Annotated in this window: 27 protein-coding genes; 18 read left to right on the top strand and 9 right to left on the bottom strand. The window is 62.3% G+C overall.

The window, feature by feature from the left end; genetic code table 11:
- The first annotated feature begins 229 nt into the window (after positions 1-229).
- The 4 genes from xylF to ABMA32_RS13460 all read left to right on the top strand — a co-directional run bounded on the left by xylF (position 230) and on the right by ABMA32_RS13460 (position 5,275).
- Positions 230-1,270 carry a D-xylose ABC transporter substrate-binding protein gene (gene xylF, locus ABMA32_RS13475; protein ID WP_349014261.1) on the top strand — a complete coding sequence of 347 codons (1,041 nt, stop codon included), beginning with the start codon at positions 230-232 and terminating at the stop codon, positions 1,268-1,270.
- Between the two features lie 163 nt (positions 1,271-1,433).
- Positions 1,434-2,747 carry a sugar ABC transporter permease gene (locus ABMA32_RS13470; RefSeq protein WP_349014260.1) on the top strand — a complete coding sequence of 438 codons (1,314 nt, stop codon included), beginning with the start codon at positions 1,434-1,436 and terminating at the stop codon, positions 2,745-2,747.
- Between the two features lie 13 nt (positions 2,748-2,760).
- Positions 2,761-3,546, top strand: a complete 786-nt coding sequence (locus ABMA32_RS13465; RefSeq protein WP_349014258.1) for an ATP-binding cassette domain-containing protein — start codon at positions 2,761-2,763, stop codon at positions 3,544-3,546.
- Positions 3,547-3,634: 88 nt separating this feature from the next.
- Positions 3,635-5,275 carry a CHASE domain-containing protein gene (locus ABMA32_RS13460; protein ID WP_349014257.1) on the top strand — a complete coding sequence of 547 codons (1,641 nt, stop codon included), beginning with the start codon at positions 3,635-3,637 and terminating at the stop codon, positions 5,273-5,275.
- Here ABMA32_RS13460 and ABMA32_RS13455 read toward each other — a convergent pair.
- The 5 genes from ABMA32_RS13455 to ABMA32_RS13435 all read right to left on the bottom strand — a co-directional run bounded on the left by ABMA32_RS13455 (position 5,272) and on the right by ABMA32_RS13435 (position 8,318).
- A complete protein-coding gene (locus ABMA32_RS13455) occupies positions 5,272-5,523 on the bottom strand; it encodes a hypothetical protein (RefSeq protein ID WP_349014256.1) in 252 nt (83 codons plus the stop codon). The two genes, ABMA32_RS13460 and ABMA32_RS13455, sit on opposite strands and share 4 nt — an antisense overlap.
- Before the next feature lie 69 nt (positions 5,524-5,592).
- On the bottom strand, positions 5,593-6,036 hold the full coding sequence (locus tag ABMA32_RS13450; protein ID WP_349014255.1) for a hypothetical protein: 444 nt from the start codon (positions 6,034-6,036) through the stop codon (positions 5,593-5,595).
- Between the two features lie 14 nt (positions 6,037-6,050).
- Complete coding sequence (locus ABMA32_RS13445) at positions 6,051-7,109, bottom strand: PAS domain-containing sensor histidine kinase (protein ID WP_349014254.1); 1,059 nt, start codon at positions 7,107-7,109, stop codon at positions 6,051-6,053.
- 131 nt (positions 7,110-7,240) lie between these two features.
- Positions 7,241-7,405, bottom strand: a complete 165-nt coding sequence (locus ABMA32_RS13440) for a DUF1328 domain-containing protein (protein WP_121583648.1) — start codon at positions 7,403-7,405, stop codon at positions 7,241-7,243.
- A 118-nt stretch (positions 7,406-7,523) separates the two neighbouring features.
- Positions 7,524-8,318: a response regulator gene (locus tag ABMA32_RS13435; protein WP_349014253.1), complete on the bottom strand. Its 795-nt coding sequence runs from the start codon at positions 8,316-8,318 to the stop codon at positions 7,524-7,526.
- A gap of 228 nt (positions 8,319-8,546) precedes the next feature.
- On the opposite strand from ABMA32_RS13435, the gene ABMA32_RS13430 reads away from it, so the two are divergent.
- The 6 genes from ABMA32_RS13430 (at position 8,547) to ABMA32_RS13405 (ending at position 11,713) form a co-directional block, all read left to right on the top strand.
- Complete coding sequence (locus tag ABMA32_RS13430) at positions 8,547-8,741, top strand: NepR family anti-sigma factor (protein WP_349014252.1); 195 nt, start codon at positions 8,547-8,549, stop codon at positions 8,739-8,741.
- A 4-nt stretch (positions 8,742-8,745) separates the two neighbouring features.
- Positions 8,746-9,294: a sigma-70 family RNA polymerase sigma factor gene (locus tag ABMA32_RS13425; protein WP_349014251.1), complete on the top strand. Its 549-nt coding sequence runs from the start codon at positions 8,746-8,748 to the stop codon at positions 9,292-9,294.
- Positions 9,295-9,437: 143 nt separating this feature from the next.
- Positions 9,438-9,767, top strand: coding sequence for an ElaB/YgaM/YqjD family protein (locus ABMA32_RS13420; RefSeq protein WP_349014250.1), 330 nt, complete (start codon positions 9,438-9,440; stop codon positions 9,765-9,767).
- A 6-nt stretch (positions 9,768-9,773) separates the two neighbouring features.
- Positions 9,774-10,229, top strand: a complete 456-nt coding sequence (locus ABMA32_RS13415) for a hypothetical protein (protein WP_349014249.1) — start codon at positions 9,774-9,776, stop codon at positions 10,227-10,229.
- A gap of 76 nt (positions 10,230-10,305) precedes the next feature.
- Entirely contained in the window at positions 10,306-10,560 is a 255-nt protein-coding gene (locus tag ABMA32_RS13410; protein ID WP_349014248.1) for a hypothetical protein, read from the top strand.
- 232 nt (positions 10,561-10,792) lie between these two features.
- The gene (locus tag ABMA32_RS13405; RefSeq protein WP_349014247.1) at positions 10,793-11,713 is read left to right on the top strand and encodes a PRC-barrel domain-containing protein; all 921 of its coding nucleotides are present in this window, start codon (positions 10,793-10,795) and stop codon (positions 11,711-11,713) included.
- 57 nt (positions 11,714-11,770) lie between these two features.
- On the opposite strand, the gene ABMA32_RS13400 is transcribed toward ABMA32_RS13405, so the two are convergent.
- Positions 11,771-13,336, bottom strand: coding sequence for an alkaline phosphatase family protein (locus ABMA32_RS13400; protein ID WP_349014246.1), 1,566 nt, complete (start codon positions 13,334-13,336; stop codon positions 11,771-11,773).
- A gap of 203 nt (positions 13,337-13,539) precedes the next feature.
- On the opposite strand from ABMA32_RS13400, the gene ABMA32_RS13395 reads away from it, so the two are divergent.
- From ABMA32_RS13395 to ABMA32_RS13375, 5 genes are all read left to right on the top strand, one after another.
- Positions 13,540-14,472, top strand: a complete 933-nt coding sequence (locus ABMA32_RS13395; RefSeq protein ID WP_349014245.1) for a VOC family protein — start codon at positions 13,540-13,542, stop codon at positions 14,470-14,472.
- Between the two features lie 11 nt (positions 14,473-14,483).
- Complete coding sequence (locus ABMA32_RS13390; RefSeq protein WP_349014244.1) at positions 14,484-15,113, top strand: alpha/beta hydrolase; 630 nt, start codon at positions 14,484-14,486, stop codon at positions 15,111-15,113.
- Positions 15,110-15,418, top strand: a complete 309-nt coding sequence (locus ABMA32_RS13385) for a GNAT family N-acetyltransferase (protein WP_349014243.1) — start codon at positions 15,110-15,112, stop codon at positions 15,416-15,418. Before ABMA32_RS13390 ends, ABMA32_RS13385 begins: the two co-directional genes overlap by 4 nt.
- 34 nt (positions 15,419-15,452) lie before the next feature.
- Entirely contained in the window at positions 15,453-15,749 is a 297-nt protein-coding gene (locus tag ABMA32_RS13380; RefSeq protein WP_349014242.1) for a GNAT family N-acetyltransferase, read from the top strand.
- Positions 15,750-16,028: 279 nt separating this feature from the next.
- Positions 16,029-16,403 carry a hypothetical protein gene (locus tag ABMA32_RS13375; protein ID WP_349014241.1) on the top strand — a complete coding sequence of 125 codons (375 nt, stop codon included), beginning with the start codon at positions 16,029-16,031 and terminating at the stop codon, positions 16,401-16,403.
- 150 nt (positions 16,404-16,553) lie between these two features.
- On the opposite strand, the gene ABMA32_RS13370 is transcribed toward ABMA32_RS13375, so the two are convergent.
- Together ABMA32_RS13370 and ABMA32_RS13365 are read right to left on the bottom strand one after the other, a co-directional pair.
- Complete coding sequence (locus ABMA32_RS13370; protein ID WP_349014240.1) at positions 16,554-18,638, bottom strand: PAS domain S-box protein; 2,085 nt, start codon at positions 18,636-18,638, stop codon at positions 16,554-16,556.
- Positions 18,639-18,687: 49 nt separating this feature from the next.
- Positions 18,688-19,470: a response regulator gene (locus ABMA32_RS13365; RefSeq protein ID WP_349014742.1), complete on the bottom strand. Its 783-nt coding sequence runs from the start codon at positions 19,468-19,470 to the stop codon at positions 18,688-18,690.
- A 56-nt stretch (positions 19,471-19,526) separates the two neighbouring features.
- Here ABMA32_RS13365 and ABMA32_RS13360 point away from each other — a divergent pair, with 56 nt between their 5' ends.
- On the top strand, positions 19,527-20,213 hold the full coding sequence (locus tag ABMA32_RS13360) for a winged helix-turn-helix domain-containing protein (RefSeq protein WP_349014239.1): 687 nt from the start codon (positions 19,527-19,529) through the stop codon (positions 20,211-20,213).
- A 55-nt stretch (positions 20,214-20,268) separates the two neighbouring features.
- Here ABMA32_RS13360 and ABMA32_RS13355 read toward each other — a convergent pair whose 3' ends face one another.
- Positions 20,269-20,496, bottom strand: coding sequence for a hypothetical protein (locus tag ABMA32_RS13355; RefSeq protein WP_349014238.1), 228 nt, complete (start codon positions 20,494-20,496; stop codon positions 20,269-20,271).
- 174 nt (positions 20,497-20,670) lie between these two features.
- On the opposite strand from ABMA32_RS13355, the gene ABMA32_RS13350 reads away from it, so the two are divergent.
- Positions 20,671-22,893, top strand: coding sequence for a CHASE2 domain-containing protein (locus tag ABMA32_RS13350; protein WP_349014237.1), 2,223 nt, complete (start codon positions 20,671-20,673; stop codon positions 22,891-22,893).
- 81 nt (positions 22,894-22,974) lie between these two features.
- Positions 22,975-24,006, top strand: coding sequence for an HTH-type transcriptional regulator GntR (gene gntR, locus ABMA32_RS13345; RefSeq protein WP_349014236.1), 1,032 nt, complete (start codon positions 22,975-22,977; stop codon positions 24,004-24,006).
- The last annotated feature ends 141 nt before the right edge of the window (positions 24,007-24,147 follow it).

Below are 24,147 nucleotides of genomic sequence, written 5' to 3'. Positions count from 1 at the left end.
TCCTCCCGGCTCGCCCGATGATCGCCTGGGCCGCCGAACTATTCCCGGCAAAGCAGACATCGAGCCAGTTTGCCAAGCTCCTTCCGCCGTTCCCCAACTTGGCCTGGCGCCTCCCGAATCGATATTGACAGAAAGTGGCCGATACGCCACTATTTTTTCGAGGCTCGAAAAAAGTCTTCGGGCTGAAACTGAGTGTCACTGTGCGCCCGAGGGCGCAGGGAGGATTGTCATGAAAAAGTTTACCACCGCCATTCTGGCGGGTGTCGCCATGTCGTTTGTGCTGTCCGGCGCTGCGCATGCCGCAGGCAAGGTCATCGGCGTTTCCTGGTCGAATTTCCAGGAAGAGCGCTGGAAGACCGACGAGGCAGCCATCAAGGCCGCGGTCGAAGCCGCTGGCAACACCTACATCTCGGCGGACGCCCAGTCGTCACCGACGAAGCAGCTCACCGACGTCGAGAGCCTTATCAGCCAGGGCGCCAACGCGCTCATCATCCTGTCGCAGGACGCTTCCGCGATCGGCCCGGCCGTCCAGAAGGCTCTCGACGAGGGTATTCCGGTTCTCGGCTACGACCGCCTGATCGAGAACAGCAACGTCTTCTACCTGACCTTCGACAACAAGGAAGTCGGTCGCCTGCAGGCCGCTGCCGTGTTCAAGATGAAGCCCGAGGGCAACTACGCCTTCATCAAGGGTTCGTCGGCTGATCCCAACGCCGACTTCCTGTTCTCCGGACAGGTCGAGGTGCTCAAGGAAGCCATGGACGCCGGCAAGATCAAGAATGTCGGGGAAGCCTATACGGATGGCTGGCTGCCGGCCAACGCGCAGCGCAACATGGAGCAGATCCTGACCGCGAACGACAACAAGATAGACGCCGTCGTCGCTTCCAATGACGGCACCGCCGGTGGCGTTGTCGCGGCGCTTGAGGCACAGGGTCTTGCCGGCACGGTTCCGGTCTCCGGCCAGGACGGCGACAAGGCCGCGCTCAACCGCATCGCACTCGGCACGCAGACGGTTTCCGTCTGGAAGGACGCGCGTGAACTCGGCAAGTCCGCCGGCACGATCGCTTCCGAACTCGCCGATGGCAAGCAATTTACCGACATCGCCGGCGTCGTCGACTTCACGACGCCAGGTGGCAACGTCACCAAGTCGGTGTTTCTGACCCCGGTCGCCATCACCAAGGACAACCTGAACGTCGTCATCGACGCCGGTTGGATCAGCAAGGACGAGGCCTGCGCTGGCGTCGCCGCTGGTTCGGTCGCCGCCTGCAACTGATCCTTCGGACGGTTCAGCTTTTGACGCCGCGGCTCGCAAGAGCCGCGGCGTTTCACCAAGAGGGGACGAAAACCCCTTACTTCAAACGGCCGGCCAAACCGGCTAACGTCCAATACCCTGACGGTTGCGCCCGGATGGCGCGCTTGATGGCGGGGAGACGACCATGACCGATACCACCACTGCGCAGCCGGATCGCGCCAGAGCGTCCGAACTCGGGCTGATCGGCCGCTTCCTGCAGGCCACGGAACTCGACACCCGCATGCTGGGCATGGTCGGAGCGCTGTTGATCATCTGGATCGGCCTGAACATCGCGTCGGGCGGGCTCTTCCTGACGCCGCGCAACCTCTGGAACCTGTCGGTCCAGAGTTCGTCCGTCGCCATCATGGCGACCGGCATGGTGCTCGTCATCGTCACGCGCAACATCGATCTTTCAGTCGGTTCGGTGCAGGGCTTCATCGGCATGATCGTCGGCGTGACGCAGGTACAGATCCTGCCGCAGATGTTCGGTTTCCCGCTCGGCGATCCCTATATCTGGATCATTGCCGTTGCAGTTGCGCTCGCGCTCGGTATAGCCGTCGGCGCATTTCAGGGCTTCCTGATCGCCTATCTCGCCATTCCGGCCTTCATCGTTACGCTGGGCGGGCTCTTGGTCTGGCGCGGCGCCGCTTGGTGGGTCACCAGCGGACAGACCGTCGCGCCTATGGACGCCACGTTCCGCCTGATGGGCGGCGGGCCGGAGGGTGCGATCGGAACGACATGGAGCTGGGTCGTGGGCGTCTTCGCCTGCGTGGCGCTCGTGTTCTCGATGCTCAACGCCCGCCGCCAGCGCCAGCGCTTCCATTTCCCGCAGCGGCCCGTGTGGGCCGAGACGTTTCTCGGATTGGTAGCTTGCGGCGCGATCCTGGGAGCAGTTTGGGTCATGAACTCCTATCCGTGGCCGGTCGGCATCGTGAACCGCTACGCCCAGCAGAACGGCATCACGATCCCGGAAGGCGGCCTGTTCATCGGGCACGGCATTGCCATTCCCGTTCTGATGGCGATCGCCACCGGCGTCATCATGACGTTCATCACGAAACGCACCCGCTTCGGGCGCTACGTCTTTGCGATCGGAGGCAACCCCGAAGCAGCAGACCTGGCAGGTATCAACACGCGCTGGACCATCATGAAGATCTTCATCGTGATGGGCATCCTCGCGGCGCTGGCTGCATGCATCGGCACTGCGCGCCTCAACGCGGCAACGAACGCGCTAGGCACGCTTGACGAGCTTCTCGTCATCGCGGCTGCCGTCATCGGCGGCACGTCGCTTGCCGGCGGCGCGGGCACGGTCGTCGGGGCTATGCTCGGTGCGCTGCTCATGCAGTCGCTGCAATCGGGCATGGTGTTGCTCGGCATAGACGCACCGTTGCAGAGCATCGTGGTGGGCGGCGTTCTCGTCGTCGCCGTCTGGCTCGACACGATCTATCGCAAGCGGCTTTGAAGGGGAACACGTCATGGCTGATACGCCTCTCGTCGAGCTGAAGAACATCTCTGTCGCCTTCGGCGGCATCCGCGCCGTCGACAACGCGTCAGTCGATCTTCATGAGGGCGAGGTGGTCGCGCTGCTCGGCCACAACGGCGCGGGAAAGTCGACGCTGATCAAGATCCTGTCCGGCGCCTACAAGCGCGATTCCGGCAAGATCATGGTGCGCGGGCAAGAAGCGAACATCGGCAATCCGCGCGACGCCAAGAAATACGGCATCGAGACGATCTACCAGACGCTGGCGCTGGCCGATAATGTCGACGCCGCCGCCAACCTCTTCCTTGGCCGCGAGCTGCGAACGCCTTGGGGTACGCTCGACGACGTCGCCATGGAAGCCGAGGCCCGCAAGGTCATGGGTCGGCTCAATCCGCGCTTCCAGCGCTTCAAGGAGCCGGTGATCAAGCTCTCCGGCGGCCAGCGCCAGTCGGTGGCGATCGCGCGCGCCATCCTGTTCGACGCAAAGATCCTGATCATGGACGAGCCGACAGCCGCGCTCGGGCCGCAGGAGACGGCGCAGGTCGGCGAACTGGTCAAGCAGCTAAAGTCGGAAGGGATCGGCATTTTCCTGATCAGCCATGACATCCACGATGTCTTCGAACTGGCCGACCGGGTCTGTGTGATGAAGAACGGCCAGGTCGTCGGCACATCCAAGACCACCGACGTGACGCCCGACGAGGTGCTGGGCATGATCATCCTCGGCAAATGCCCTCCCAGCGCCATTCCTGGACCAGGCGCGATACCGCCGCTTGCAGCGTGACGAAGAGGAAGGTCAAGGCGCGTAATTTGCATTGAATTCTCCCCACTGAGTCCCGATAAAGAGCCGGGAAATCAAGCAGGCCCGGTGAGTGAAAAGATACCTTCCTGTTCTGGCGTTCATCGCGGTCGCGCTTGCGGGCTTGGCCATGGCGGTTTTCGCCTATAGGGCCAGCGAGGAAGCGACCCGGATAAAGTTCGAGGCAACGGCGGACGATGCCCTGAACCGCATCGAAAGTCGCGTGGTGATGCATGTTTCGCTGCTTCGCTCCGCCGACGCCTTCTTGACAATGCTCGATGGCGAGGTGTCGGCCGATCAATTCAGGGAATATTTCGATACGCTACAGGTCGAGACGAATTTCGAGGGTCTTCGGGGCCTTGGCGTCCTCTCGTTGGCGGAGGCGGGATCCGAAACCGTCCTGGAGAACGAGATATTCGACCGCCAGGGTGTAAGCCGAACGATCTACCCGGCTTCGGATGGCGAGTGGCGCGCCCCGATCGTGCTCTATGAGCCGCTGGAGCGACCTTCGATGGTAGGGCTCGGCTTCGACATGTTCAGCGACCCGGCGCGGCGTGAGGCGATCCTGTCCGCGATGGATACGGGCGAGCCGCGGGCGTCCGGCCGGCTGATGCTCGGGCAGGCGACCGGCTCGGATGTCTGGCCAGGGTTCCTGATCTTCTCGGCGGTGGAAAAGCAGAGTACCGGCAAGCCAATGTGGCTGGTCTTTTCGACCTTCCGGGCGGACGATCTTTTCAGGAAGATCCTCGACAAATTTCCAATCCTGCCCATCCATGCGGATGTCTATGACGGGGCCCTCGATCAGGCCAACCTGCTGTTCAGTTCGGAAAGGGCGGGCGTTGGCGAGCTTGTTACCACGCGCCAGCTTCTCGTCGCCGGGCGCCCCTGGACGATCGAATTCCGGCCGACAGCCGAGTTCACGCCGCCGACCTCTTCGGTCGTGCCCTTCCTGCTGGGGGTGTTCGGGCTGCTTCTGGCGACTGCGATCGCCTTTCTGCAGCGCTACCAGATGCGTGCCTACGAGGCTGCCTCCGAGTTGCAGGAGAATGCCGAGAAAAGCCTTCTGGAAAAGGATCTGATGCTTCAAGAGATGAAGCATCGCATCAAGAACTCGATCACGCGCGTTCTGGCAATAGCCCGGCAGACCGCGGCGAATGCAAAGGATATGAGCGATTTCTCGGAATCGTTTTCCGCGCGTCTGCAGGCAATGGCGGCGTCGCAGGATATGCTCACGCGCTCGCGTTGGCAGAAGGCGGATCTTCGGGAACTCCTGCGCATGGAACTGTCACAGGCTTTCGGAAAAGAGCTTCCCGAAGGGATGCTGAAAGGTCCGGCCGTGTTGCTGTCCGAAACAGTCACCCAGGCGCTCGGCCTGACGTTCCACGAACTGGCCACCAACGCGCTTAAATATGGAGAGGTTGGCCGCTCACCGGATACGCTTCAGGTGACTTGGGGACTGCGTCAGGGAGAAAGCGTGCTCTGGCTCTCGTGGCGAGAATCCGGGGGCCAGGCTGTGGCGCAACCCGAAAAAGCCGGCTTCGGCACGAAGCTCATCGATATGAACATCACGCGAGAATTGAACGGCAGGATCAAGCGCAGCTACACAGCTGACGGTCTGCAAATCGAAATTCTGATTCCGCTTGGTGCAGGAAAGAGCCGCAACAGGGCTGTTCCATCAGAGTCGATAGAACAGCCCCAAGGCAAACAGGCTTAGCGGCAGCGAGCTTCGTAAATGCGGCCGTAGCGGTCGCGATAACGGCACCAGCCGGTGCGCGTGGCCTTGCCGAGCAGAACGCCGGAAGCCGCGCCTACGACGCCGCCCACGATAGCCCCGCCGGCATCACCCGTTGCCAGGCCGCCGATGAGAGCGCCGGCGGTGCCGCCGACGGCAGCGTCCTGTTCTGCGGTCGTGCAACCGGCAATCGCCATCATGGCGGCAAGCGCAATAATAGTCTTTTTCATATGAGGCTCCTCATTAAGATCGTCCCGACGCGGGATTTAACACAAAACTTGGTCTTTGCGCGGCAGAAATCATTCATGTCTAAGATACTGGTTCTTCCGCGCTTCCGGGCCTGATGCAATCATGAATTCAGGCACTTCGATCATCGCGAAAAGAGTGCCGTCGGGCTTCACGTTCCAGACAAGGTCCGCGTCTTCCTCCTCAATGGCGGGATCGACGCTGACGCATTGGCCGAGCACCTGCGGATAGCGGGTGACAAACCGGCTGATCGTGGGCTGCAGGTCGACGTCGCATTCTTCCTGCGTCTCGTAGACCGCAGAAGCGGTCTCAAGTTCCCGGCATTGTGCCATGTCGTCCGAGCAAGCGACGATCAGCAGCAGTGCAGCGATATGTTCCATGGCAGTCACCTCCGGAGAAGAGACAACGGCTCCTCGTGGAGGTGAAAACGCGGTGTAGGCAAGCGGGTTCCAGCGGCTGACAATGATATGAGGATTATTGCCCTGAATGCCGCCCATGATTTTGGTCGACCTCAGGCGGCCTCAAAGTTTCCCGGTGGAACGGTCAGCCTGTATTCCAGCAGGTCGTCGTCTATCTTCAGTTGTGCTTCGCCGTTCAACGATGCCGGGACGAGGCGTTCCAGCGCGACGCTGCCGAACCGCTTTTCCTGTGGCGCCGGACTTGCGCGGTCACCTGCTGGACCGATCGTCTCCACCCAGACAAGAAGCAGTGCTCCGTTGCCTTCTGGGTTGCGCTGGATTCCTGACCGCAGGGTGGCGTAGCCGCCCGGCCGCGACATGGCTCCATAGCTGACGGAGTTGGCAATCAATTCGTGGAGCGCGAGGCCCACATGCAGGGCGGCATTCGGGTTCAGCCATGGCCTCTCGCCTTCGAGCCTCAAGGCATCCTGCGGGTTGTCGCTGTAGCGTGCTGCCTGCCCGTAGGCGAGTTCGCCAAGATCGGCGCCGCGCCAGTTGGACGATGTGACGAGATCCTGCGAGGCTGCGAGGGACTGCACGCGCCCCCGAAAACGTATGAGGAATGCGTCCACGGTTTGCGCATGACGTCCCGTCTGCGTGGCTATGCTCTGGATGATGGCCAGCAGGTTCCGCGACCGGTGGCTGACTTCACGGAGAAGCACGCGCAGCGTTTGCTCGCGTTGCTTCTGGTCTGTAATCTCCACGGCTGTCGTCACCAGACCGCGAATTTCACCAGTCGGGGCTTTGTCGGCATCGATCCAAAGGTTGAACCATTTGTCGCCATGTCCTGTTGCTGGTGGCACATGAATTTCGAGGCGCTGCGGACCTGAACCTCCCAGCACGTTCACCTTGCTCTCACGCACCAGCTTCGCGGCGTGGGCTGGGAGAAAAGTTTCGTCTGTTTGCCCAACGAGGCTTTGCGTCGACCAGGACGGCGGCACGTTGCGCGCCCAGCTCACCCTGAGGTCTGGAGTCTGGTAAACCACGGATACGGCGGTATTGCGCAGCGCGCGGAGCAGACTGAACGCGGATTCCGGAGCGAGGTCGTTTTCCGTTGCGGATACGGGGACCAAAGGAAGGTCAGGTCCGCCATTTTCCTTTCCCGCGCTCATGCCTGAAGCTCATTAGAGGTATACGATGCGTAACTCGACAAAACAAGACCGCCGGACGACTTCTGCGAAGAAAGCCGCCCGGCGGAAACCGGAAACCGATTGAGGGGTGCGGTCGCCGGTATCGGCTTTCGTTATGCCCGACGGAACAAGCCGGCGAGCAGCGAAATCACCAGGAATGCCAGGAATACGAAGAATAGAATCTGCGCGATTCCCGCCGACGTTCCCGCTATGCCGCCAAAGCCGAGGGCGCCGGCGATGATGGCTACGACGAGAAACACAAGAGCCCAGTAAAGCATTTGTTCGAACTCCTCGAATTTCAGATGCTTAGGAACGGCGGACCTAACGGTTTCGTTCCTGCCCGATCAAGAAAAAAGGCCGCAGGAAGCGGCCTTTTTTATTGCGGGATTTCATCCTTCAGGCGGCTGCCTGCGCCTGCCTGTCGAAGAACAGTGCTTGGCTGATCAGCGCCTTCACCATATCCGGATTGAATGGCTTGGTGACCAGGAAAGCAGGCTCGGGCCGCTCGCCGGTGAGAAGCCGCTCGGGGAAGGCGGTGATGAAGATGACCGGGACCGACGCCGTCGCCAGGATCTCGTTGACCGCGTCGATGCCTGAGCTGCCGTCTGCGAGCTGAATGTCGGCCAGGATCATCTTTGCGCGGGAGGACCTGAACAGGGCGGTGGCCTCGGCGTGCGTGCGCGCCGTGCCGACAACGCGATGGCCAAGGCTCTCGACCATCTGTTCGATGTCCATGGCAATGAGCGGCTCGTCCTCGATAATGAGGATGTCGGTCGCCACCTGACGCGAGATTTCCGTGCTCGCCTCGGCGAGAAGACTGGCGAACTCTTCGTCGGACACATCGAGAATTTCAGCGGCCTCCTCATTCGAAAAGCCCTCCACCGCGATTAGCAGGAATGCTTGCCGGGCCTGCGGCGCCAGCGCGCCAAGATTGGCGGCGGCGCGCTGTTCCCATGCGGATGGAGCTTTCTCCTGCGGAACACGGATGGAGACCGACGTGAAGAGCTGTGCGAAAAGCTTGTAGAGTGCGATCCGGTCGCTGGAAGCGCCGGGAAAAATACTCGTGTCCGCGATAATCGCTTCAAGCATCGCGGCGACCAGCGCGTCGCCGCTGTGCTGCGATCCTGATACCGCCCGCGAAAACCGCCGCAGAAACGGCAGATGCGGGGCAATGGTGGCGGATAGACTCATGTGAAACCGTCTCCCTCAAAATGACGCAAAGGGCGAAGCCGTTCATATGTGGTTGTGGCAGCCCCGTCGATAAAAACGCACCCAGTCGAAAAAGGTTCCAAAAAAAAACGACGTGGCCGGAACCAAAACGGAAATCTTGCGTTTACGGGCCGGCAATCGGGGCCAGACATCCGATTTGTGTTAAGGTGTAAGCGGTGTCTTTGGGCAAATGAGGGCGAAATATCGGTCATGACAAAAAAAACCAGTGTTGCGGATGCCGCGACGCCGCGCGGTGCGACTCCAGATCCGTTGGGGTCTAACACAGAGATCGGGCGCAAGCTGAAGCAGTATTACGACGACCTTGTGTCGGAGGACATACCTGACCGTTTCGCATCCCTGCTGGCGCAGCTCGAAGACGCCCGGCCGCAGCCGAAGAAGGACTGACCGCATGGCGGTTTCAGCTGAATTCAAGGCCGACCTGCTGCGTGCCATTCCCAGCTTGCGCGCCTTTGCCATGTCGCTGTCCCAGAATGGGGACAAGGCGGACGATCTGGTGCAGGAGACGCTGGTGAAAGCATGGGACAAGCATGAGAGTTTCCAGCTTGGCACGAATCTAAAGGCATGGCTGTTCACGATCCTGCGCAACGAGTTCTATTCACAGATGCGCAAGCGCGGTCGCGAGGTACAGGACTCCGACGGGCTGATGACGGCCCGCATGGCGGTCCATCCCAGCCAGCACGGCCAGCTTGACCTCAAGGATTTCAGGGCAGCGCTCGAGCAGCTTCCGGAAGATCAGCGCGAAGCGATCATCCTCATCGGCGCATCTGGCTTTTCCTACGAGGAAGCGGCCGAGATCTGCGATTGCGCGGTCGGCACCATCAAGAGCAGGGTCAGCCGCGCTCGTACGCGCCTTCAGGACATCCTGCAGATTTCGGGCGAGGCCGAGTTCGGCCCTGACGCCATTTCCTCTCAGGTCATGGGCTCCAGCGCCGCCTGAACGCCTTCTTTATCGTTCAGCGCCTGAGCGGAAAATTCTCATCGCCCTGGAATAGATAAAACGCCCTTTGACTTTCAACCGCCGGCGTCGGAACTTCGTCACCAAGGCGGCGTTGAACGACGCGAACGCAAGGAGTGTAGATCATGGCTACTGCTGCAGCCGGCAAACCCGGCAACGGATCGAAGGAATATGCGGAACTCGAAGCCGAGATCAAGGTGCTGAAGGCGGAACTGGAAAAGCTGGCCAAGCAGGCGCAGTCCACCGGCGAACGCGGCTACGGCACCGCGAGGAAGGCTGCGGCGCTCGGCGCCGAGCAGTTGCGACTGCAGGGTGAAGCGAAGTTCGAGGAACTGCGCGCCACTGCCCACGACATTGAGGAACAGGTTCTTTCCCATGTTCGGGAGAAGCCAGTGACTTCGCTGGCGATAGCCGCCGGCGTCGGTTTCCTGTTCGCGCTCATAGCGCGGCGGTAACGTTCCGTGCTGGCGCTGCTCGCGAGCCTGGCCTCAGGCGAGACGGTCCTCGCTCTCAAGCGGGCGCGCAGGATGGCGACCGTCTATCTGATCGCCATAATCACGGGCAGCATCGGCGCGGGGTTCATGGTGGGTGCTGCCTATATCTGGACGGCGCGAAAGCTCGGTAGCCTTGAAGCCGCGCTAGTTTTCGGCGCGGTGTTCATTGTGTCTGCGCTTATCATTCTTCTCGTCTACAAGCTGACGTCAGGGCCTCGCGCGCGCCGCGCGTCTCAGCAGCGCAAGTCAGACCTGACCGCGTTTGCGACCGCGGCGGGGATCGCCGTCCTCCCCACTCTGTTGCGCCGCCCCGTGGGTGTGACGGCGCTGCTCGTGCCCGGTCTCGCCGTCATCGCCTATGCGATCTACCGCGAGAACATGCGCAAGGGCGACAAGGACGATACCAATCCCCTTGACCGGTAGCCTCTAAGCCGATCCGGAACCACCAGTCTCCGCGCGCATTGTCATTCAGACAGCAGCTTGTCCGCAGGAGAATACAATGCAGCATAGAACACATGACGGAATTCCCGAGCGGGAAGTCCCGGCCACCAAAGCGCGTCAGGGCAGATGGGGAGCTCAGGTCTTCACTGTCCTCGCGGTCAGCCTTGCCCTGTTAGGTTTGGTATGGCTGGCGGTCGAGTTCTACGGTCAGGCTATTGACACGAGCAGCACAACAACCGAGCCGGGAGCGGCAACGCAGCCGCAGGCAACGGAGCCGCCTGCTGGCGAACCCACGCCCGAGAGTACACCCTAGGTCCAGATACAACACTCTAAGATTAGCCGGCTAACGCCGGCTTTTCTGCTTTCGGCACGTAACCCATTTGCCTTTGAAATTAGACGCTTAGGAGATGCGCTTTTTCGGAACTGAATCGCAGAAGCCACGTTGGGTGCATGTGCCGCCGCACCGGCCCTCCCCAGCGACGAGTCAGGCCGGTGCGTCGATGCAATGAGATCGAGAACGAAATCACGCACGAGGAGAAGCTACCATGATCCGTAATCTTCTAGCCAGTACCGCTGTTGCTGCAGCACTCATCGCCACGGGCGCTTTTGCTCAGGAAACCACCGCACCTGCGCCGGCCGAAACTGCACCGATGACGCAGGACGCCGCGCCTGTCGTTAAGGCCGAAGGTAATCTGGCGACGAAAATCATCGGCGAGACCGTATACAACGGCACAGGCGATGACGCCGAAAACATCGGCGAAGTCACCGACTTTGTCATTGGCCCGGACGGCAATATTCAGCTCGTCGTGGTGGGCGTTGGCGGCTTCCTTGGCTTGGGCCAGAAGAACGTCGCCATGGAATACGCCAACCTTGAATGGGTTGAGCGCGATGGCGACCGTTGGCTTGTCGCCCCGATGACCAAGGAGCAGCTTGAGCAACAGGCTGAATTCGACACGCGTCCCTATGAGCCGACGCCAGCTCAGACGACGGCTGCAAACGATCCGGCACTGTCGCCGACGCCAGTCGCCCCGGCGCCTGACACGACCGCTCAGGCTCCCGTCGTCGATCCGGCCGCTCCGGCCCCGGATGCTTCTACTGACCAGACGACGACCGCAGCGATTGATCGCTCCACCCTGACCGAAATGCCGGCCGACCAGATTCGCGCCGAGGAGATGATCGGCACTACCGTCTACGGCGCGAATGACGCGAATGTCGGCGAGATCGGTGACGTTGTCTTGTCGGCTGACGGAAAGGTCGACGCCTATATCGTCGATGTCGGCGGTTTCCTGGGTATGGGTGAAAAGGAAGTCGCAATCGGGAGCGACAATCTCGCCTTCATGACCGACGCCGATGGCAACAAGTATCTCTACACGACCTTCACCAAGGAGCAGCTTGAGGCCGCCGCCACCTACGACAAGAGCACCTTCACCGAGAAGCGCGACGACCAGCGCCTGATCGTTCAGTAAGCGTAGCCTTACCAGTGGCGAAAGCCCGCGCACCGGCGCGGGCTTTTGCTGTGTGGGTCAGACGAGTGGCAGCGCCGCCGGGATTCCCACCACGCCGCCTTCCGTCAGCGCGGAAAGGGCCAGCGACTGATCGAGGTGCTCTGCGCGCCAAGACAACAGCCGTTCAGCCATTTCGAGCCGTATCGGCGCATAAGCCCGATCGTCGGCAAGGTTCTCCAACTCCCCCGGATCGTTCTCAAGGTCATAGAGCAACGGCGAGAGTCCGCCGCCGAAATGCACGTATTTCCACCGCTCTCCCCGGATCACGGCGAGGTTGCACTGCTGCGGCTTCAGCCGGAAATGCCGTTCGGCCGAGCCTTTTTCGATCGACCGGAAATCGAATTCCCAATGCGCCGCGTCGCGCCAGACGGCAGGCGGCTTGCCGTCCATAAATGGCTGCAGCGACCGGCCATCGAGATGCGGCGGGACCGCTGTGCCGAGCAGATCGAGCAGCGTCGGCATGACATCGACTGCTTCGGTGAAGCGATCGACGATGGCACCCGCCGCCTTGCGTCGGCGCGGGTCGCGGATGACGAGCGGGATATGGAAGCTCTGGTCGAAGAAGCCGCCCTTGCCGAGCATGAAGTGGTCGCCCATCATCTCGGCGTGGTCCGAGGTCAGAACGATGATGGTGTCGTCCCAATCGCCCCTCGACTTGATCGCATTCCAGATGCGGCCGAGTTGTGCATCCGTCTCCGAGATCATGCCCCAGTAAAGCGCGCGGATCGCCCGAAACTCCTCCGGCGAGAAGTCATGCACCTTGCCCTTCATTCGGGGCAGGAATTTTCCCTTCTTCTGCCTGCCGATCACGTAGTCGAGAAAGGGGTGGGCGTTTGCCTCGCGTTTCCAGGTCTTGCGCCGCGCGAAGTCCGGCCCATCGGCCGGGTCGTACATCGTGTTGTAGGGTTCTGGCACGATGAAGGGCGGATGCGGGCTGATGAAGGAGAGGTGGGCAAACCATGCGCGCCCTCCGTCCTCCGGCCGGTCCTGCTCGCCAAGCCAGCGGATGAATTCGCCTGCGATGAAGGCGGCGGGCGTCTCGTCGGCAGAATAGACCGGCGGACTGGTACTGACCGTTTTACCGACGTTTCCGAGTGGCCGGTGGATGTACGGGTGACCGGCCGAGGCATCGACGCCGCGCGCGGCGAGCCATGACAGCCACGGCTTCTGGTGCTCGGGCAGGAGTTGGCGCACGGTGAAGCCGGGCAGAACGCCCTCATAGCTCCGCAGCACGGGATCCTCCGGTGCGTGATGGCGCGGATCGGGCGACACGTCCGTATAGCCGAATAGCGTCGGGTCGTATCCGAGTGCGCGGGCGGCAAGCGCGATGTTGCCGTGCCGTCGGTCGAGAGGGCTGCCGTTCCGGCACACCCGATTGTTCATCTGGTAGAGGCCCGTATAGAGGCATGCGCGTGCGGGCGAGCAGGGTGCCGCGCCGCCGAAATGGCGGCGAAAGAGCACGCCTTCGGCCGCGAGCGCGTCAGTGTTTGGCGTACGCACCACCGGATGGCCTGCTGCCGACAGCGAGTCGCCCCGCCACTGGTCGCATGTGATCAGGAGGACGTTGGGTTTCGCACGCGCCATGACTATCTCCGGGGACAGGGTGCCATGGAACCCGATTTCCGCTTCGTTGCAAGATAAGGCAGACTGCGGCCTGCGAAAGATACGTCGTTCACATATAGAGAACAGTCCATGCTGTGATTGATCACTGGCGGTGAACGATCAGATCGACAACATATGACCCATCGAACGCGGCAACCGCCGCCAGGAACGAAGGGAGCCTCAAAATGCTCGACCAGATCAAGGGCCTGCACCACGTCACATCGATGGCGAAGGATGCCCGCCAGAACAATGACTTCTTCACCAACAAGCTCGGCCTGCGCCGCGTCAAGAAGACCGTGAACTTCGACGCGCCGGACGTATACCACCTCTATTATGCCGACGAGGTCGGCACGCCGGGTTCCGTCATGACCTATTTCCCTTTCCCGCACATTGCCATGGGACGCCCCGGCGTGGGCGAGGTCGGCACCACGGTCTTCTCCGTGCCCGAGGGGGCGCTCGGCTACTGGAAGGAGCGTTTCGAGAAGCATGGCGTTACCGGGCTGAAGGAGGAAACGACTTTCGGCGAAAACCGGCTGGTTTTCGATGGTCCTGACGGCGACAGCTTCGCGCTCGTCGAGGCGAAGGGCGATACCCGTGCGCCTTGGGCGAAGGGCGGCGTTGCGGCCGACGAGGCGATCCGTGGTTTCCACTCGGCTTCCCTCAGGCTGCGCGATGCCGGCAAGACCGAGGAGCTTCTGAAGTACATGGGCTATGAGACAGTGGACCAGTCCGGCAACGTCAAGCGTCTGGCCATCAAGGATGGCAATGGCGCTGACATTATCGACCTCGAGACGCTGCCCGGCGCGCAATTCGCCGATCTCGGCGCGGGTTCGGTCCACCACATCGCCTTTGCGGTGGAGAATCGCGCCAAGCAGCTCGAAGTCCGCAAGGCGCTGATCGACACCGGCTACCATGTCACGCCGGTCATCGACCGTGACTATTTCTGGGCGATCTACTTCCGCACGCCGGGCGGCGTTCTGTTCGAGATCGCGACGAACGAGCCGGGCTTCGACCGTGACGAGGACACCGCCCATCTCGGCGAGGCGCTGAAGCTGCCAACCCAGCATGCCCATCTGCGTGGCTATCTGGAAAAGCAGTTGCAGCCGCTCGGCAATTGAGGGAGATGACGATGTCTATAGACAGCTACATCCACAAGGTCATGCCCGGGCAACCGGGCGGACCGCTCCTCTTCACCTTCCACGGCACCGGCGGCGACGAGAACCAGTTCCTCGGCCTCGCTCGCGAGCTTCTGCCGACGGCAACCATCGTGTCGCCGCGCGGGGATGTCTCCGAATACGGCGCGGCGCGCTTCTTCCGTCGCACTGGCGAGGGGGTTTACGACATGGCCGATCTTGCCCGCGCGACGGGGAAAATGGCGGGGTTCGTCAGTGCGCATGTCGCGGCGGCGAAGCCATCTGCCGTGCTCGGCCTCGGCTATTCCAACGGCGCGAACATCCTCGCGTCGGTCCTGTTCGAGGAGCCGGGCCTCTTTGACGCCAGCGTGCTGATGCACCCGCTGATCCCGTTCGAGCCGGTCCGTAACGATCTGTCGGGCAGGCGCGTGCTGGTCACCGCCGGCCGGCGCGACCCGATTTGCCCGCCGCAACTAACCACGCGGCTGGTGGCCCTTCTCCAGGAGCGCGGCGCCGATGTGAGTGTCGAGTGGCACGAAGGCGGGCATGAAGTCAGACCCAATGAGATCGAGGCGGCCGGGCGGTTTCTCAGCGCCGCCTCGGCAAAGACAGGAGAAGCGGCATGACCGATGACGTTCAAGCAGGGCCTGAGATCAAGCTCGAAGAGAGCGACACGAAAGGCCGCTACTTCGTCAGCAGCCCGGCCGGCGATGTGGCCGAGATGACGTTCAGCAAGCTCGGCGATCGCCAGATCATCATCGACCACACCGGTGTGCCGGATGCGTTTCGGGGGCAGGGCACGGGCCTGCGCCTCGTCACGCGCGCGGTCGAGGATGCGCGGGCGGCGGGTAAGACGATCATCCCGCTCTGCCCTTTCGCGGCCGCCCAGTTTCGCCGGCACCCGGAATGGGCTGACGTCCTGAAGAAATGAAGGAACCCTGCAGCCGCCGGGCGCCTTAACCGACATGAGCGAAGACTCCGAAATCATCATCGAACGGAACGGCGGGCAGGGAGCGTACCTCCTGCCGTTGCCGGGCGAGCAACCGGCGCGGCTGACATTCGTCGAGCGCGGGCCGGGCCACATTGCGATCGACTACAGTTTTGTTCCACCTGCGTGGCGCGGTCGCGGCGTGGCTCTCAGGCTGATCAGGCGGGCGGTGGACGACGCGCGGGCGCAGGATTTCAGGATCACGCCGCTCTGCGCCTATGTCGCCGCTGTGTTCCGGCGTCATCCCGAATGGTCCGAGGTGCTGGCACGCTGACGGTCTGCGACACAAAGTTTTCTTGGCCGGACGGTGGCGGCGTTCTCTGCCGCTATTTCCCGCAATCGCAGCCTTGCCTCAAAAAGTGAATATATTTCAGTGGTTTGTCTGAAAGATGGCAGTCTTCGTCCTGATAGATCAAACCAAATATGACCATTTTTGACCGTAATATGCGAAACAATCGCGATACACAGTCATTAAGCTGCAACATCGGTCGGAAACCAAACGCCCCTAATTTCGTTACATCGCATCAATTCTCCGAGATGAAGGCCAACGGCCATGACCGCCACAACCGACAGGGATTTCGACCGCAACCTGCGCCCCCGCGAACGCAACGGGGGCTTTCCGAAAATAGCGCTCCGCCAGCGCAGTGCCGATCATCCGATGATTCTGTTCTTTCTGGTTATCATGACGGCGTTCATGGCGATGGCGCTGGTCCCGCCTTCCGGCATCGCCCTTACGTCGCTCGCGGGTTCCACGACGGCCACGCCTCCTGCTGAAACTGGTGCGCCGAAGACCGTCGGCCTGTCGGAAATCGATATCGCCTGCCACGGTCAGGCTTGGGGCGCGGAAAGCGCCGAATGCCTCGCTGTCATCGCAAAGGATTCCGGCCGTCCAGACGGCCGCCCGGTTCGCGTCATCGCTGGCGCCTAGGCAATTCCAGCAAAAGTGTTCAGCGGGTTTGCGTCCGGAATTGCATCGAAATACCGAGTAGTCCCCCGCGCAGTCCCCATTGCGCAATCGCGCAATTCCTCCTGCGCGCAACTGCAGCCCCGCCACCTGCCCGGCGGGGCTTTTTTTGTCTCAGCGCTGCATGGCTTGGTCGTTGACGGCAGCAAGCACGCTGCGCACGTCGAGCGTGGAGAACGGTTTCTCCAGCACCAGCGGCCTTTGGTGCGGCGCAAGAGCGCCGATCTCCGCGCGCGCACCGACCATGTCGCCGGTGACAAGCACGAAGCGCCGGGCGAGGTCGGGGTTTCTCATCGTCAGTTCGCGCAGGATAGTGATGCCGCTCGCCTCGGGCATGCGCAGGTCACTGAACACGATGTCGGGCAGGAACTCGGCCAGCACCGCATCCGCTGAACTCCATGCAGTGACGACGCGGGACTTGATGCCCATCAGTTCGAGAATGTCCGACAGCGAGCCCGCGACATCCGGCTCGTCGTCGATTATCAGCGCCTCGCGCAACCCGGTCGAGCGGGTCTCCTGCGCGGCTGCACTGACATGCGCGCCCTTGAATGCCGGCAGTTCGACGACGAAGCGCGCGCCGTTCGGCTGTGCCTCCTCGAAGCGTATCAAGCCCTTGTGACGCTCGACGATCGCCTTGGAGATCGAGAGGCCAATGCCGGTGCCGACCCCCACGGGCTTGGTGGTGAAATAGGAATCGAAGATGCGGTGTCGTATCGCGACCGGAATTCCAGGCCCCGTATCCTCCACACAGAAACCTACCGTGCCGTCGCCGACGCGATAGGTCCTGACGCTGATCTTGCGCTCGCCATTGTGGGGAGCCAGCGCGTGCTGACTGTTGATCAGGAAATTGGCAGCGACCTGCGTGATGTGGTCGGAATCCGCCATGACTGGCATGGCTCCTTGCGCGAAATCCGTCGAGATCACGATGCCGGTAGAGCGCGCGCCGTAGGCGGTAACCTCAAGTGCCGCCCGGATGGCGTCGTTGAGGTCCGTCTCGGCCGGCACCGTCGGGTGCAGCCGCACCATGCCGAGGAAGCTCTTGACGATGCGCCCGCAGCGCTCGGCGGCCGCGCGCACCTTCTCGGCGCGCAATTTGGTCTGCTGGTCGGGCGCGAATTCGTGCAGCAGCGTCGACTGCGCCACCACCACGGCCAGCGGGTTGTTCAGTTCGTGCGAGACGCCCGCCAGCAGCGAGCCCATCGCGGCCATCTTCTCGTTCTGGTGCAGCCTCTCGCGCTGGCGGTTGATCTCCTCTTCCGCCCGCCGCCTCTCGCGCAGGTCGCGGATGGATCCGAAAAAGAAGCGCCGGTCGGCGACGTTCATTTCCGTCACCGTCAGTTCGATCGGGAAGACCTCGCCGCTCGCCGTCTGGGTCACGGTCTCCATGCGCTGCCCGATCATAGGCGCGCCGCGCCCGTGCATGTACTCGGCGCCCGTCGCATAGCCCTTGCGGTAGAAACTAGGGACGATTGTGTCGATCAGGTCCTTGCCCAGGATGTCCGCGCGCTTGAACCCGTACATGCGTTCGGCGGCGGGGTTGAACTCGACGATGGACGCCGTCTCGTCGATGACGATGATGGCGTCGAGCGAGGATTGCAGCATTGTCTGGCGGATGATCTCGCTGACATGCGCGTCCGACAGAGAGCGCTCGATCGCCGCGCCGATGGCCATCGCGACGATCTCGACGGCGGCCTTCTCCTCGTCGGTCCAGCGCCGCTCGACTGTGCAGTCGTTGACCGCCAGCGTGCCCCAAAGGTTGCCGTTGGCGAACACCGTCACCGACATGAACGACTTGATGCGCTGGCCCTCGAAATCCTCGCGCAGATAGCCGTCGATCTCGCGCGTGCGTCCGGCGAACATCTTGCCCTGGCGCACCTCCTCGCCAAGCCGCGACAGCAGCTCGTCCGAGTTGACCACCGATTGCAGGATGACTTTCGGGCTGTTGGCGCCGCGCACCACGGGTTCGTCTTCCCAGTAGGCGGCGATCGACTGGGCAAAACCTTCGCCCGGCAGTTCACGCAGGCGGAACAGGATGCCGCGATGGCAATGCAGCGACTTCGCCAGAAGCTCGAGCACGTCGTTGATGATGCGCTGCCATTCGGCCGTCTCGTGCAGCCGCCTGACGATACGCGCGGCAGCCACCGTGCAGCCGGGCTCGGTGAGTGAAAGGTCGGTGCTTGGGGGCTGCGTATCGATCATGTCAGCCCTTTAAACGTCACTGGCCGTTGCCGGTCAACGGGAAGGCCATTTATCGGGATGCGTCTTCCGGTAGCGAGAAAATATAGCCTTCGCCGCGCACGGTGCGCAGGAATTTCGGGTTGGCGGGGTCGTCCTCGATCTTCTTGCGCAGCCGCATGATGCGGATGTCGACGGCTCGCGAGGATTCGGGGTCCTCGGCAAAGCCGATCGCGTCTGAGATGGTGGCGCGGCTGAGCAGCCTGTTGGAGCGGGTGAGGAAGATCTCCAGCACGTCGAACTCGCTCTTGGCGAGATCGAGGATCGCGCCGCCGCGACCCGTCACCATGCGTCCGTCGAGATCGGCCTTGAAATCGCCGAAACTGATGATCCGCCGCTCGGGTTCGGGTGGCTTTCCGGCCGAATGGGTCTCGCCGGGTCTCGGAACGCGACGCAGGACGCTGCGCACGCGCGCCAGCAGTTCGCGCAACTCATAGGGTTTTACGACATAGTCATCGGCGCCGAGTTCCAGCCCGACGATGCGGTCGATCGCAGAGCCGGCGGCGGTTGCGTAGATGATGCCCATCGGCGCCTGCTGGCGCAGCCAGCGGCCCAGGGAAAGACCGTCCTCACCGGGCATCGCGATGTCGAGTATGGCGAGGTCGAAGCTTTCGGTCGCCACCAGTTCGCGCATCGCGTCTGCGCTCTCGGCCGTCAGCACGTCATAGCCGTTGGCGCCGAGATACTCGGCCACGGCATCCCGCAGGTCGGGCTCGTCTTCTACGATTGCGATCCGTATAGGCAGGGAAATCGTGCCTCCGCTATCGGCGGAGGAAAGTAGATTGGGTATAAACATCATGTCCAGCGTTGATTTGGGCGGTTGTCGGGAATTGTTGGGAACGAGGTTTAAGCATGGGAGCAAGGCCGGTCATCGCGCTGATTTGTCTGTCGCAGGATCCGGACGACAGCCTCGCCGACTATCTGGAGCGTCGCGGCTACGAGGTGCGCGAGGCTGAAGAGGACTGGATGGTCGAATCTTTGATGTCGCGCGGCGACATCGAGGTAGCGGTCATCGGCGACCGCTATCCGCCGGGCGCGGCTCTTGATCTCCTGCGGAAGCATGCCGGCGGCGGTGGGCCTAGCTTCATCATGGTTCCTGGTCGCGCCGATCTGGTGGACAAGGTCCTGGCGCTTGAACTCGGGGCGGCCGACATCGTCGCCAGCCCGGTCGTGTGGCGAGAACTCTCGGCGCGGATCGGCGGGATCGTCGGACGGCGCGGAAAATCTCAGCGCGAACTCGTGGTGCTTGAAAACGCAACGGTCGACCTGAGGGCGGCACTGGTGATGCATCGCTCCGGCAGCGAAGATCAGCTGTCGCCCGGCCAGGTGGCGCTTCTGAAGCTGTTCCTCGCCAATCCTCGTAAGGTGCTGACGCGCGACGACATCATGGCGGCCGCTCCTGCCGAAAGCGCTGATGCTTTCGACCGCTCCATCGATTCCCGCATCGTGCGGTTGCGGCGCAAGCTCGACACGGACAGCATCGCGACCATTCGCGGTTCCGGATACCGCTTCGACCCGCCACAGCCCGGCCAAAATTGATACCCGCAAACAAGGTGTCTGCGGGACACATGTCCGGGCGGAGAGCATGGTCGCTTTAGCGCACCAGCGACTGGACTGAAGTAGCCGGCTGGGCGGACGCTGACAAAACGACCTTCCCGGGTTCCGGCCGGTCCTTCAGCATCACCAGCGTGACCGCTGCGATACCGAGCAAGCCTTGCGCATAAAGCAGGCCCATCAAAGCGGCTGCGGCGAGTTTTGAACTTTTCCCGTGCATGACGGCCGTTCCTGTTTCGATTGTTTGTTGAACGAAATTGCGCGTCAACGGTTCCGGCTCGCGCTTTCATGACGCTCACCATGCTGTGAGGCTGTATCGGGCCGATGCTGCCGGTAGCGCCTCATGTATCAGGCTGGTTACGGCAAGGACCGCGAAATCACGCCCCCTTGCTTCGCGGCGTCCGTCACTGCAAGTCTAGGCGCGCAAAATTGGGGGGGATGGATGCGAGGCTTCCTGACACGTCTGTTGCATCGTGCGCGACGCAGGCGGCATCTCGCCATCTGGTCGGTCGGGTTGGCCGTCATCGCGCTAGTCATCGCCGCGGCCTACTCGCCGTTCAGTCCGCTCGACCGACTGAACCTTCTGGTGTTCGATACTTATCAGAAACTGCGTCCCCGCCCGCCAACCGAAAGCGCCGTCGTCGTCATCGATATCGACGATGAAAGCATCCGGCAGCTAGGACAATGGCCATGGCCGCGCACGGTGATGGCGTCGATCATCGATAGACTGACTGCTGAGGGCGTGGCCGCGATCGGCCTCGATATCGTTTTTTCCGAGCCTGACCGTACCTCGCCGTCGCTTGCGGTCGCCCAACTCCAGAGCCAGGGATTCCAGGTCAGCCACCCGGGTCCGACCGAGGACCTCGACCACGACAAGGTCCTCGCCGCCAGTTTCGCGCGCGGCCCAGTTGTTGCCGGGCTCGTTCTATCGGAAGGTGTCGATACTCCGCCGCCGCAGCCAATGGCCGGTTTCGCCTTCGCGGGCGACAACCCGTCGCAATACTTGCCTGCCTTCCCGGGCTCGGTGCGCAACCTGCCAATTCTCGACGCCGCCGCGCCCGGCATCGGCGTCTTCAGCTTTCCGCCAGCGGAAGACGGCGTGGTGCGGCGCATCCCGCTTCTCTCGCGCTATGGCGATAACCTCTATCCGGCACTGTCGATCGAAACGCTCAGGATTGCGCAGGGCGCTTCGACCGTCATAGCGCGCAGCACGGGCGCCAGCGGCGAGTTCGACACAGGCCAACCCGGCATGACCGCACTCAAAGTCGGCGACCTTGAGATACCCACCGGGCCGGACGGTCGCATATGGGTGTATTATGCGGCGGATCAGACATCGCCGGTTATCCCTGTTCACAAGCTGCTCGATCCTTCGGACGCTGAAGTTCGCAGCACAGTGGAAGGTCGGATCGCTTTGATAGGAACCTCCGCAGTAGGCCTGCGCGATCTTGTAGCCACCCCCCTTCGCGCTGGCTATCCGGGCGTACTCGTGCACGCAGAGATGATCGACCAGATCATCAACCAGGAATTCCTGACGCGGCCGGACTGGGCTGAGGGGCTGGAAATATTCGCCGCGATTGTGCTTGGCCTCGTCGTCCTTGCCTTCCTGCCTTGGCTGCCAACATGGGCCAACATATTGATCGCCGCCACCGCGCTCGCCATCAGCATCGGCGGCGGCTGGTTTGCCTTTGCCAGTCACAGCCTTTTGCTGTCGCCGATCCTACCGGCGCAGACAAGCCTCCTAGTCTTCGGCGTGGCGTCGGGTATCCGGCTGCTGCTTAGCGAGAGCGAAAGCCGTTACATCCGTTCCGCCTTCAGCCACTACCTGTCGCCGCACATGGTGGAACAGCTTGTCCACAATCCGGACGCGTTGGTGCTCGGCGGCGAGAACCGTGAACTGACGATCCTGTTCTGCGACATCCGCTCCTTCACAACCATTTCCGAGACGATGGAGCCGACGCAGCTTACCGTATTCCTCAACAACTTCCTGACGCCAATGACCAATGTGCTGATGGAGCGCGAGGCGACCATCGACAAGTATATCGGCGACGCGATCATGGCGTTCTGGAATGCGCCGCTCGATGTTCCGGATCATCGCCAAAAGGCTTGCGAAGGCGTACTCGCCATGATGGCTGCGCTGGAGGAACTGAACAAGACGCTTGAGAAGCCGGTCAAGATCGGCGTCGGGTTGAACACCGGCATATGCTGCGTCGGCAACCTCGGTTCGCGCCAGCGCTTCGACTATTCCGCGATCGGCGACAGCGTCAATCTCGGCTCGCGCATCGAAGGACTGACCAAGCAATACGGCCTCAGCAACCTCATGGCGGACAGCACGGCCAGCGGCGTCGAGGGCCTTGCCATCCTGGAGATCGACAAGGTGATGGTGGTCGGTCGCGACGAGGCGACATCGCTCTACACCATGCTGGGCGGGCGCGAGCGTGCGGCGGCGGCGGATTTCGCCGAGCTGAAGACCCTCCACGACAGCTTCCTCGCCGCCTACCGCTCTAGCCGTTTCCCAGATGCCGCGGCCGAGCTTGCTCGGCTCCAGGAATCTGCACCTACGGAACTCGAGAAGGTCTACGCCGAGTATCGCCGGCGCGTGGAGGCCTATCTAGTCTCGCCGCCACCGCCAGACTGGGACGGTTCCTACCGCGCCGAGCACAAATAGGCCGTTCGTCTTGGACTTGTTCACAGGGGAACTGTTCGGACTATACTGGCCGGAAGGAATTCGGGGAGGCATTCACTCGGGATGAAGCCGCGTACGCGCAGGGGAGGCGGACGGCCTACCATTGCCGATGTCGCCAGGCTGGCCGGCGTCGGCGCGATCACCGTGTCGCGCGCGCTGCGCGAGCCGGAGCGCGTCTCGGAAGCTCTCCGCCAGCAGATTCAGCAGGCAGTCGACGAACTAGGCTACGTGCCGGACCCCAATGCTCGTGCTCTCGCCTCGGCGCGCGCGGAGGTCTTTGGTGTACTGGTCCCCTCGCTCACCAACAACGTCTTCGCCGAGGTCGTACGCGGCATCTATGACAGCCTCTCGGACGGACCATTCCGCGTCCAGCTCGCCAACACGCATTATTCCGGGCTGGAAGAAGAGCGCCTGCTCCAGCTCTTTCTAAGCCAGCGGCCGGCAGCCTTGATCGTCTCCGGCATCGACCAGACCGATACCGCCCGCCGGTTGCTCGAAACGGCTGACTGCCCCGTGGTCCAGATCATGGAGATCGGACCGGACCCCATCGACATGATGGTCGGCCTCTCGCATCTCGAGGGCGGTCGCTCGGCTACCAACCACCTGATCGAGACCGGCTGTCGGCGCATCGGTTTTCTCGGCGCGCGCATGGATCCGCGTTCGCAGCGTCGCCTCGCCGGCTACACTGCGGCGATGAAGGCGGCGGGCCTCTACGATCCGCGGCTCGTGACGACCACGCCGGTGCCTTCCAGCGTGACTCTCGGCCGTGATCTCTTTAGGGATGCGCTCGCCAAGATGCCGTTGCTCGACGGTGTGTTCTGCAACAATGACGACCTGGCGCTCGGCGTCCTTTTCGAATGCCATCGTGCTGCAATCGCCGTGCCCCAGACGATCAGTATCTGCGGTTTCAACGATCTCGATATGATGCAGGTGGCATACCCGTCGGTGACCAGTATCAGGACCTACCGGTATGAGATCGGTCGTCAGGCGGTCAGCATGGCGATGGCTGCGATAGGAGGTTCGCGGCCTGAAAATCGTGTCGTCGATCTTGGTTTCGAGCTCCGTCGCCGTGAAAGCACGGATCGCCAGAATTGATCACGCCTTCGTGAGAATCCTGCTTTACAGACCGAATTGGTAGCGCTACCATCAGGATGTTCAAGCTGCTGGGAGGCGGCGTGGACTGGAGGATCAGCGGCCGCTATGGCCGTCGGCGGCGTGGCCGAACCCGCGCTGGAG

This window comes from Mesorhizobium quangtriensis, from assembly GCF_040081925.1.
GTDB classification, from domain to species: Bacteria; Pseudomonadota; Alphaproteobacteria; order Rhizobiales; family Rhizobiaceae; genus Mesorhizobium_K; species Mesorhizobium_K quangtriensis.
The sequence above is the reverse complement of the archived record's forward strand: the minus strand, read 5'-3'. Positions and strand labels throughout refer to the sequence as shown.

Excerpts from the sequence above, each read along its gene's own strand:
- ABMA32_RS13405 (WP_349014247.1), top strand. The coding sequence starts at position 10,793 with ATGATCCGTAATCTTCTAGCCAGTACCGCTGTTGCTGCAGCACTCATC.
- ABMA32_RS13350 (WP_349014237.1), top strand. The coding sequence starts at position 20,671 with ATGCGAGGCTTCCTGACACGTCTGTTGCATCGTGCGCGACGCAGGCGG.
- ABMA32_RS13385 (WP_349014243.1), top strand. The coding sequence starts at position 15,110 with ATGACCGATGACGTTCAAGCAGGGCCTGAGATCAAGCTCGAAGAGAGC.
- ABMA32_RS13455 (WP_349014256.1), bottom strand. The coding sequence starts at position 5,523 with ATGAAAAAGACTATTATTGCGCTTGCCGCCATGATGGCGATTGCCGGT.
- ABMA32_RS13395 (WP_349014245.1), top strand. The coding sequence starts at position 13,540 with ATGCTCGACCAGATCAAGGGCCTGCACCACGTCACATCGATGGCGAAG.
- ABMA32_RS13400 (WP_349014246.1), bottom strand. The coding sequence starts at position 13,336 with ATGGCGCGTGCGAAACCCAACGTCCTCCTGATCACATGCGACCAGTGG.
- ABMA32_RS13365 (WP_349014742.1), bottom strand. The coding sequence starts at position 19,470 with ATGTTTATACCCAATCTACTTTCCTCCGCCGATAGCGGAGGCACGATT.
- ABMA32_RS13360 (WP_349014239.1), top strand. The coding sequence starts at position 19,527 with ATGGGAGCAAGGCCGGTCATCGCGCTGATTTGTCTGTCGCAGGATCCG.
- ABMA32_RS13380 (WP_349014242.1), top strand. The coding sequence starts at position 15,453 with ATGAGCGAAGACTCCGAAATCATCATCGAACGGAACGGCGGGCAGGGA.
- ABMA32_RS13375 (WP_349014241.1), top strand. The coding sequence starts at position 16,029 with ATGACCGCCACAACCGACAGGGATTTCGACCGCAACCTGCGCCCCCGC.
- ABMA32_RS13470 (WP_349014260.1), top strand. The coding sequence starts at position 1,434 with ATGACCGATACCACCACTGCGCAGCCGGATCGCGCCAGAGCGTCCGAA.
- xylF (WP_349014261.1), top strand. The coding sequence starts at position 230 with ATGAAAAAGTTTACCACCGCCATTCTGGCGGGTGTCGCCATGTCGTTT.
- ABMA32_RS13445 (WP_349014254.1), bottom strand. The coding sequence starts at position 7,109 with ATGAGCGCGGGAAAGGAAAATGGCGGACCTGACCTTCCTTTGGTCCCC.
- ABMA32_RS13450 (WP_349014255.1), bottom strand. The coding sequence starts at position 6,036 with ATGGGCGGCATTCAGGGCAATAATCCTCATATCATTGTCAGCCGCTGG.
- ABMA32_RS13420 (WP_349014250.1), top strand. The coding sequence starts at position 9,438 with ATGGCTACTGCTGCAGCCGGCAAACCCGGCAACGGATCGAAGGAATAT.
- gntR (WP_349014236.1), top strand. The coding sequence starts at position 22,975 with ATGAAGCCGCGTACGCGCAGGGGAGGCGGACGGCCTACCATTGCCGAT.
- ABMA32_RS13435 (WP_349014253.1), bottom strand. The coding sequence starts at position 8,318 with ATGAGTCTATCCGCCACCATTGCCCCGCATCTGCCGTTTCTGCGGCGG.
- ABMA32_RS13465 (WP_349014258.1), top strand. The coding sequence starts at position 2,761 with ATGGCTGATACGCCTCTCGTCGAGCTGAAGAACATCTCTGTCGCCTTC.
- ABMA32_RS13430 (WP_349014252.1), top strand. The coding sequence starts at position 8,547 with ATGACAAAAAAAACCAGTGTTGCGGATGCCGCGACGCCGCGCGGTGCG.
- ABMA32_RS13425 (WP_349014251.1), top strand. The coding sequence starts at position 8,746 with ATGGCGGTTTCAGCTGAATTCAAGGCCGACCTGCTGCGTGCCATTCCC.
- ABMA32_RS13390 (WP_349014244.1), top strand. The coding sequence starts at position 14,484 with ATGTCTATAGACAGCTACATCCACAAGGTCATGCCCGGGCAACCGGGC.
- ABMA32_RS13370 (WP_349014240.1), bottom strand. The coding sequence starts at position 18,638 with ATGATCGATACGCAGCCCCCAAGCACCGACCTTTCACTCACCGAGCCC.
- ABMA32_RS13410 (WP_349014248.1), top strand. The coding sequence starts at position 10,306 with ATGCAGCATAGAACACATGACGGAATTCCCGAGCGGGAAGTCCCGGCC.
- ABMA32_RS13440 (WP_121583648.1), bottom strand. The coding sequence starts at position 7,405 with ATGCTTTACTGGGCTCTTGTGTTTCTCGTCGTAGCCATCATCGCCGGC.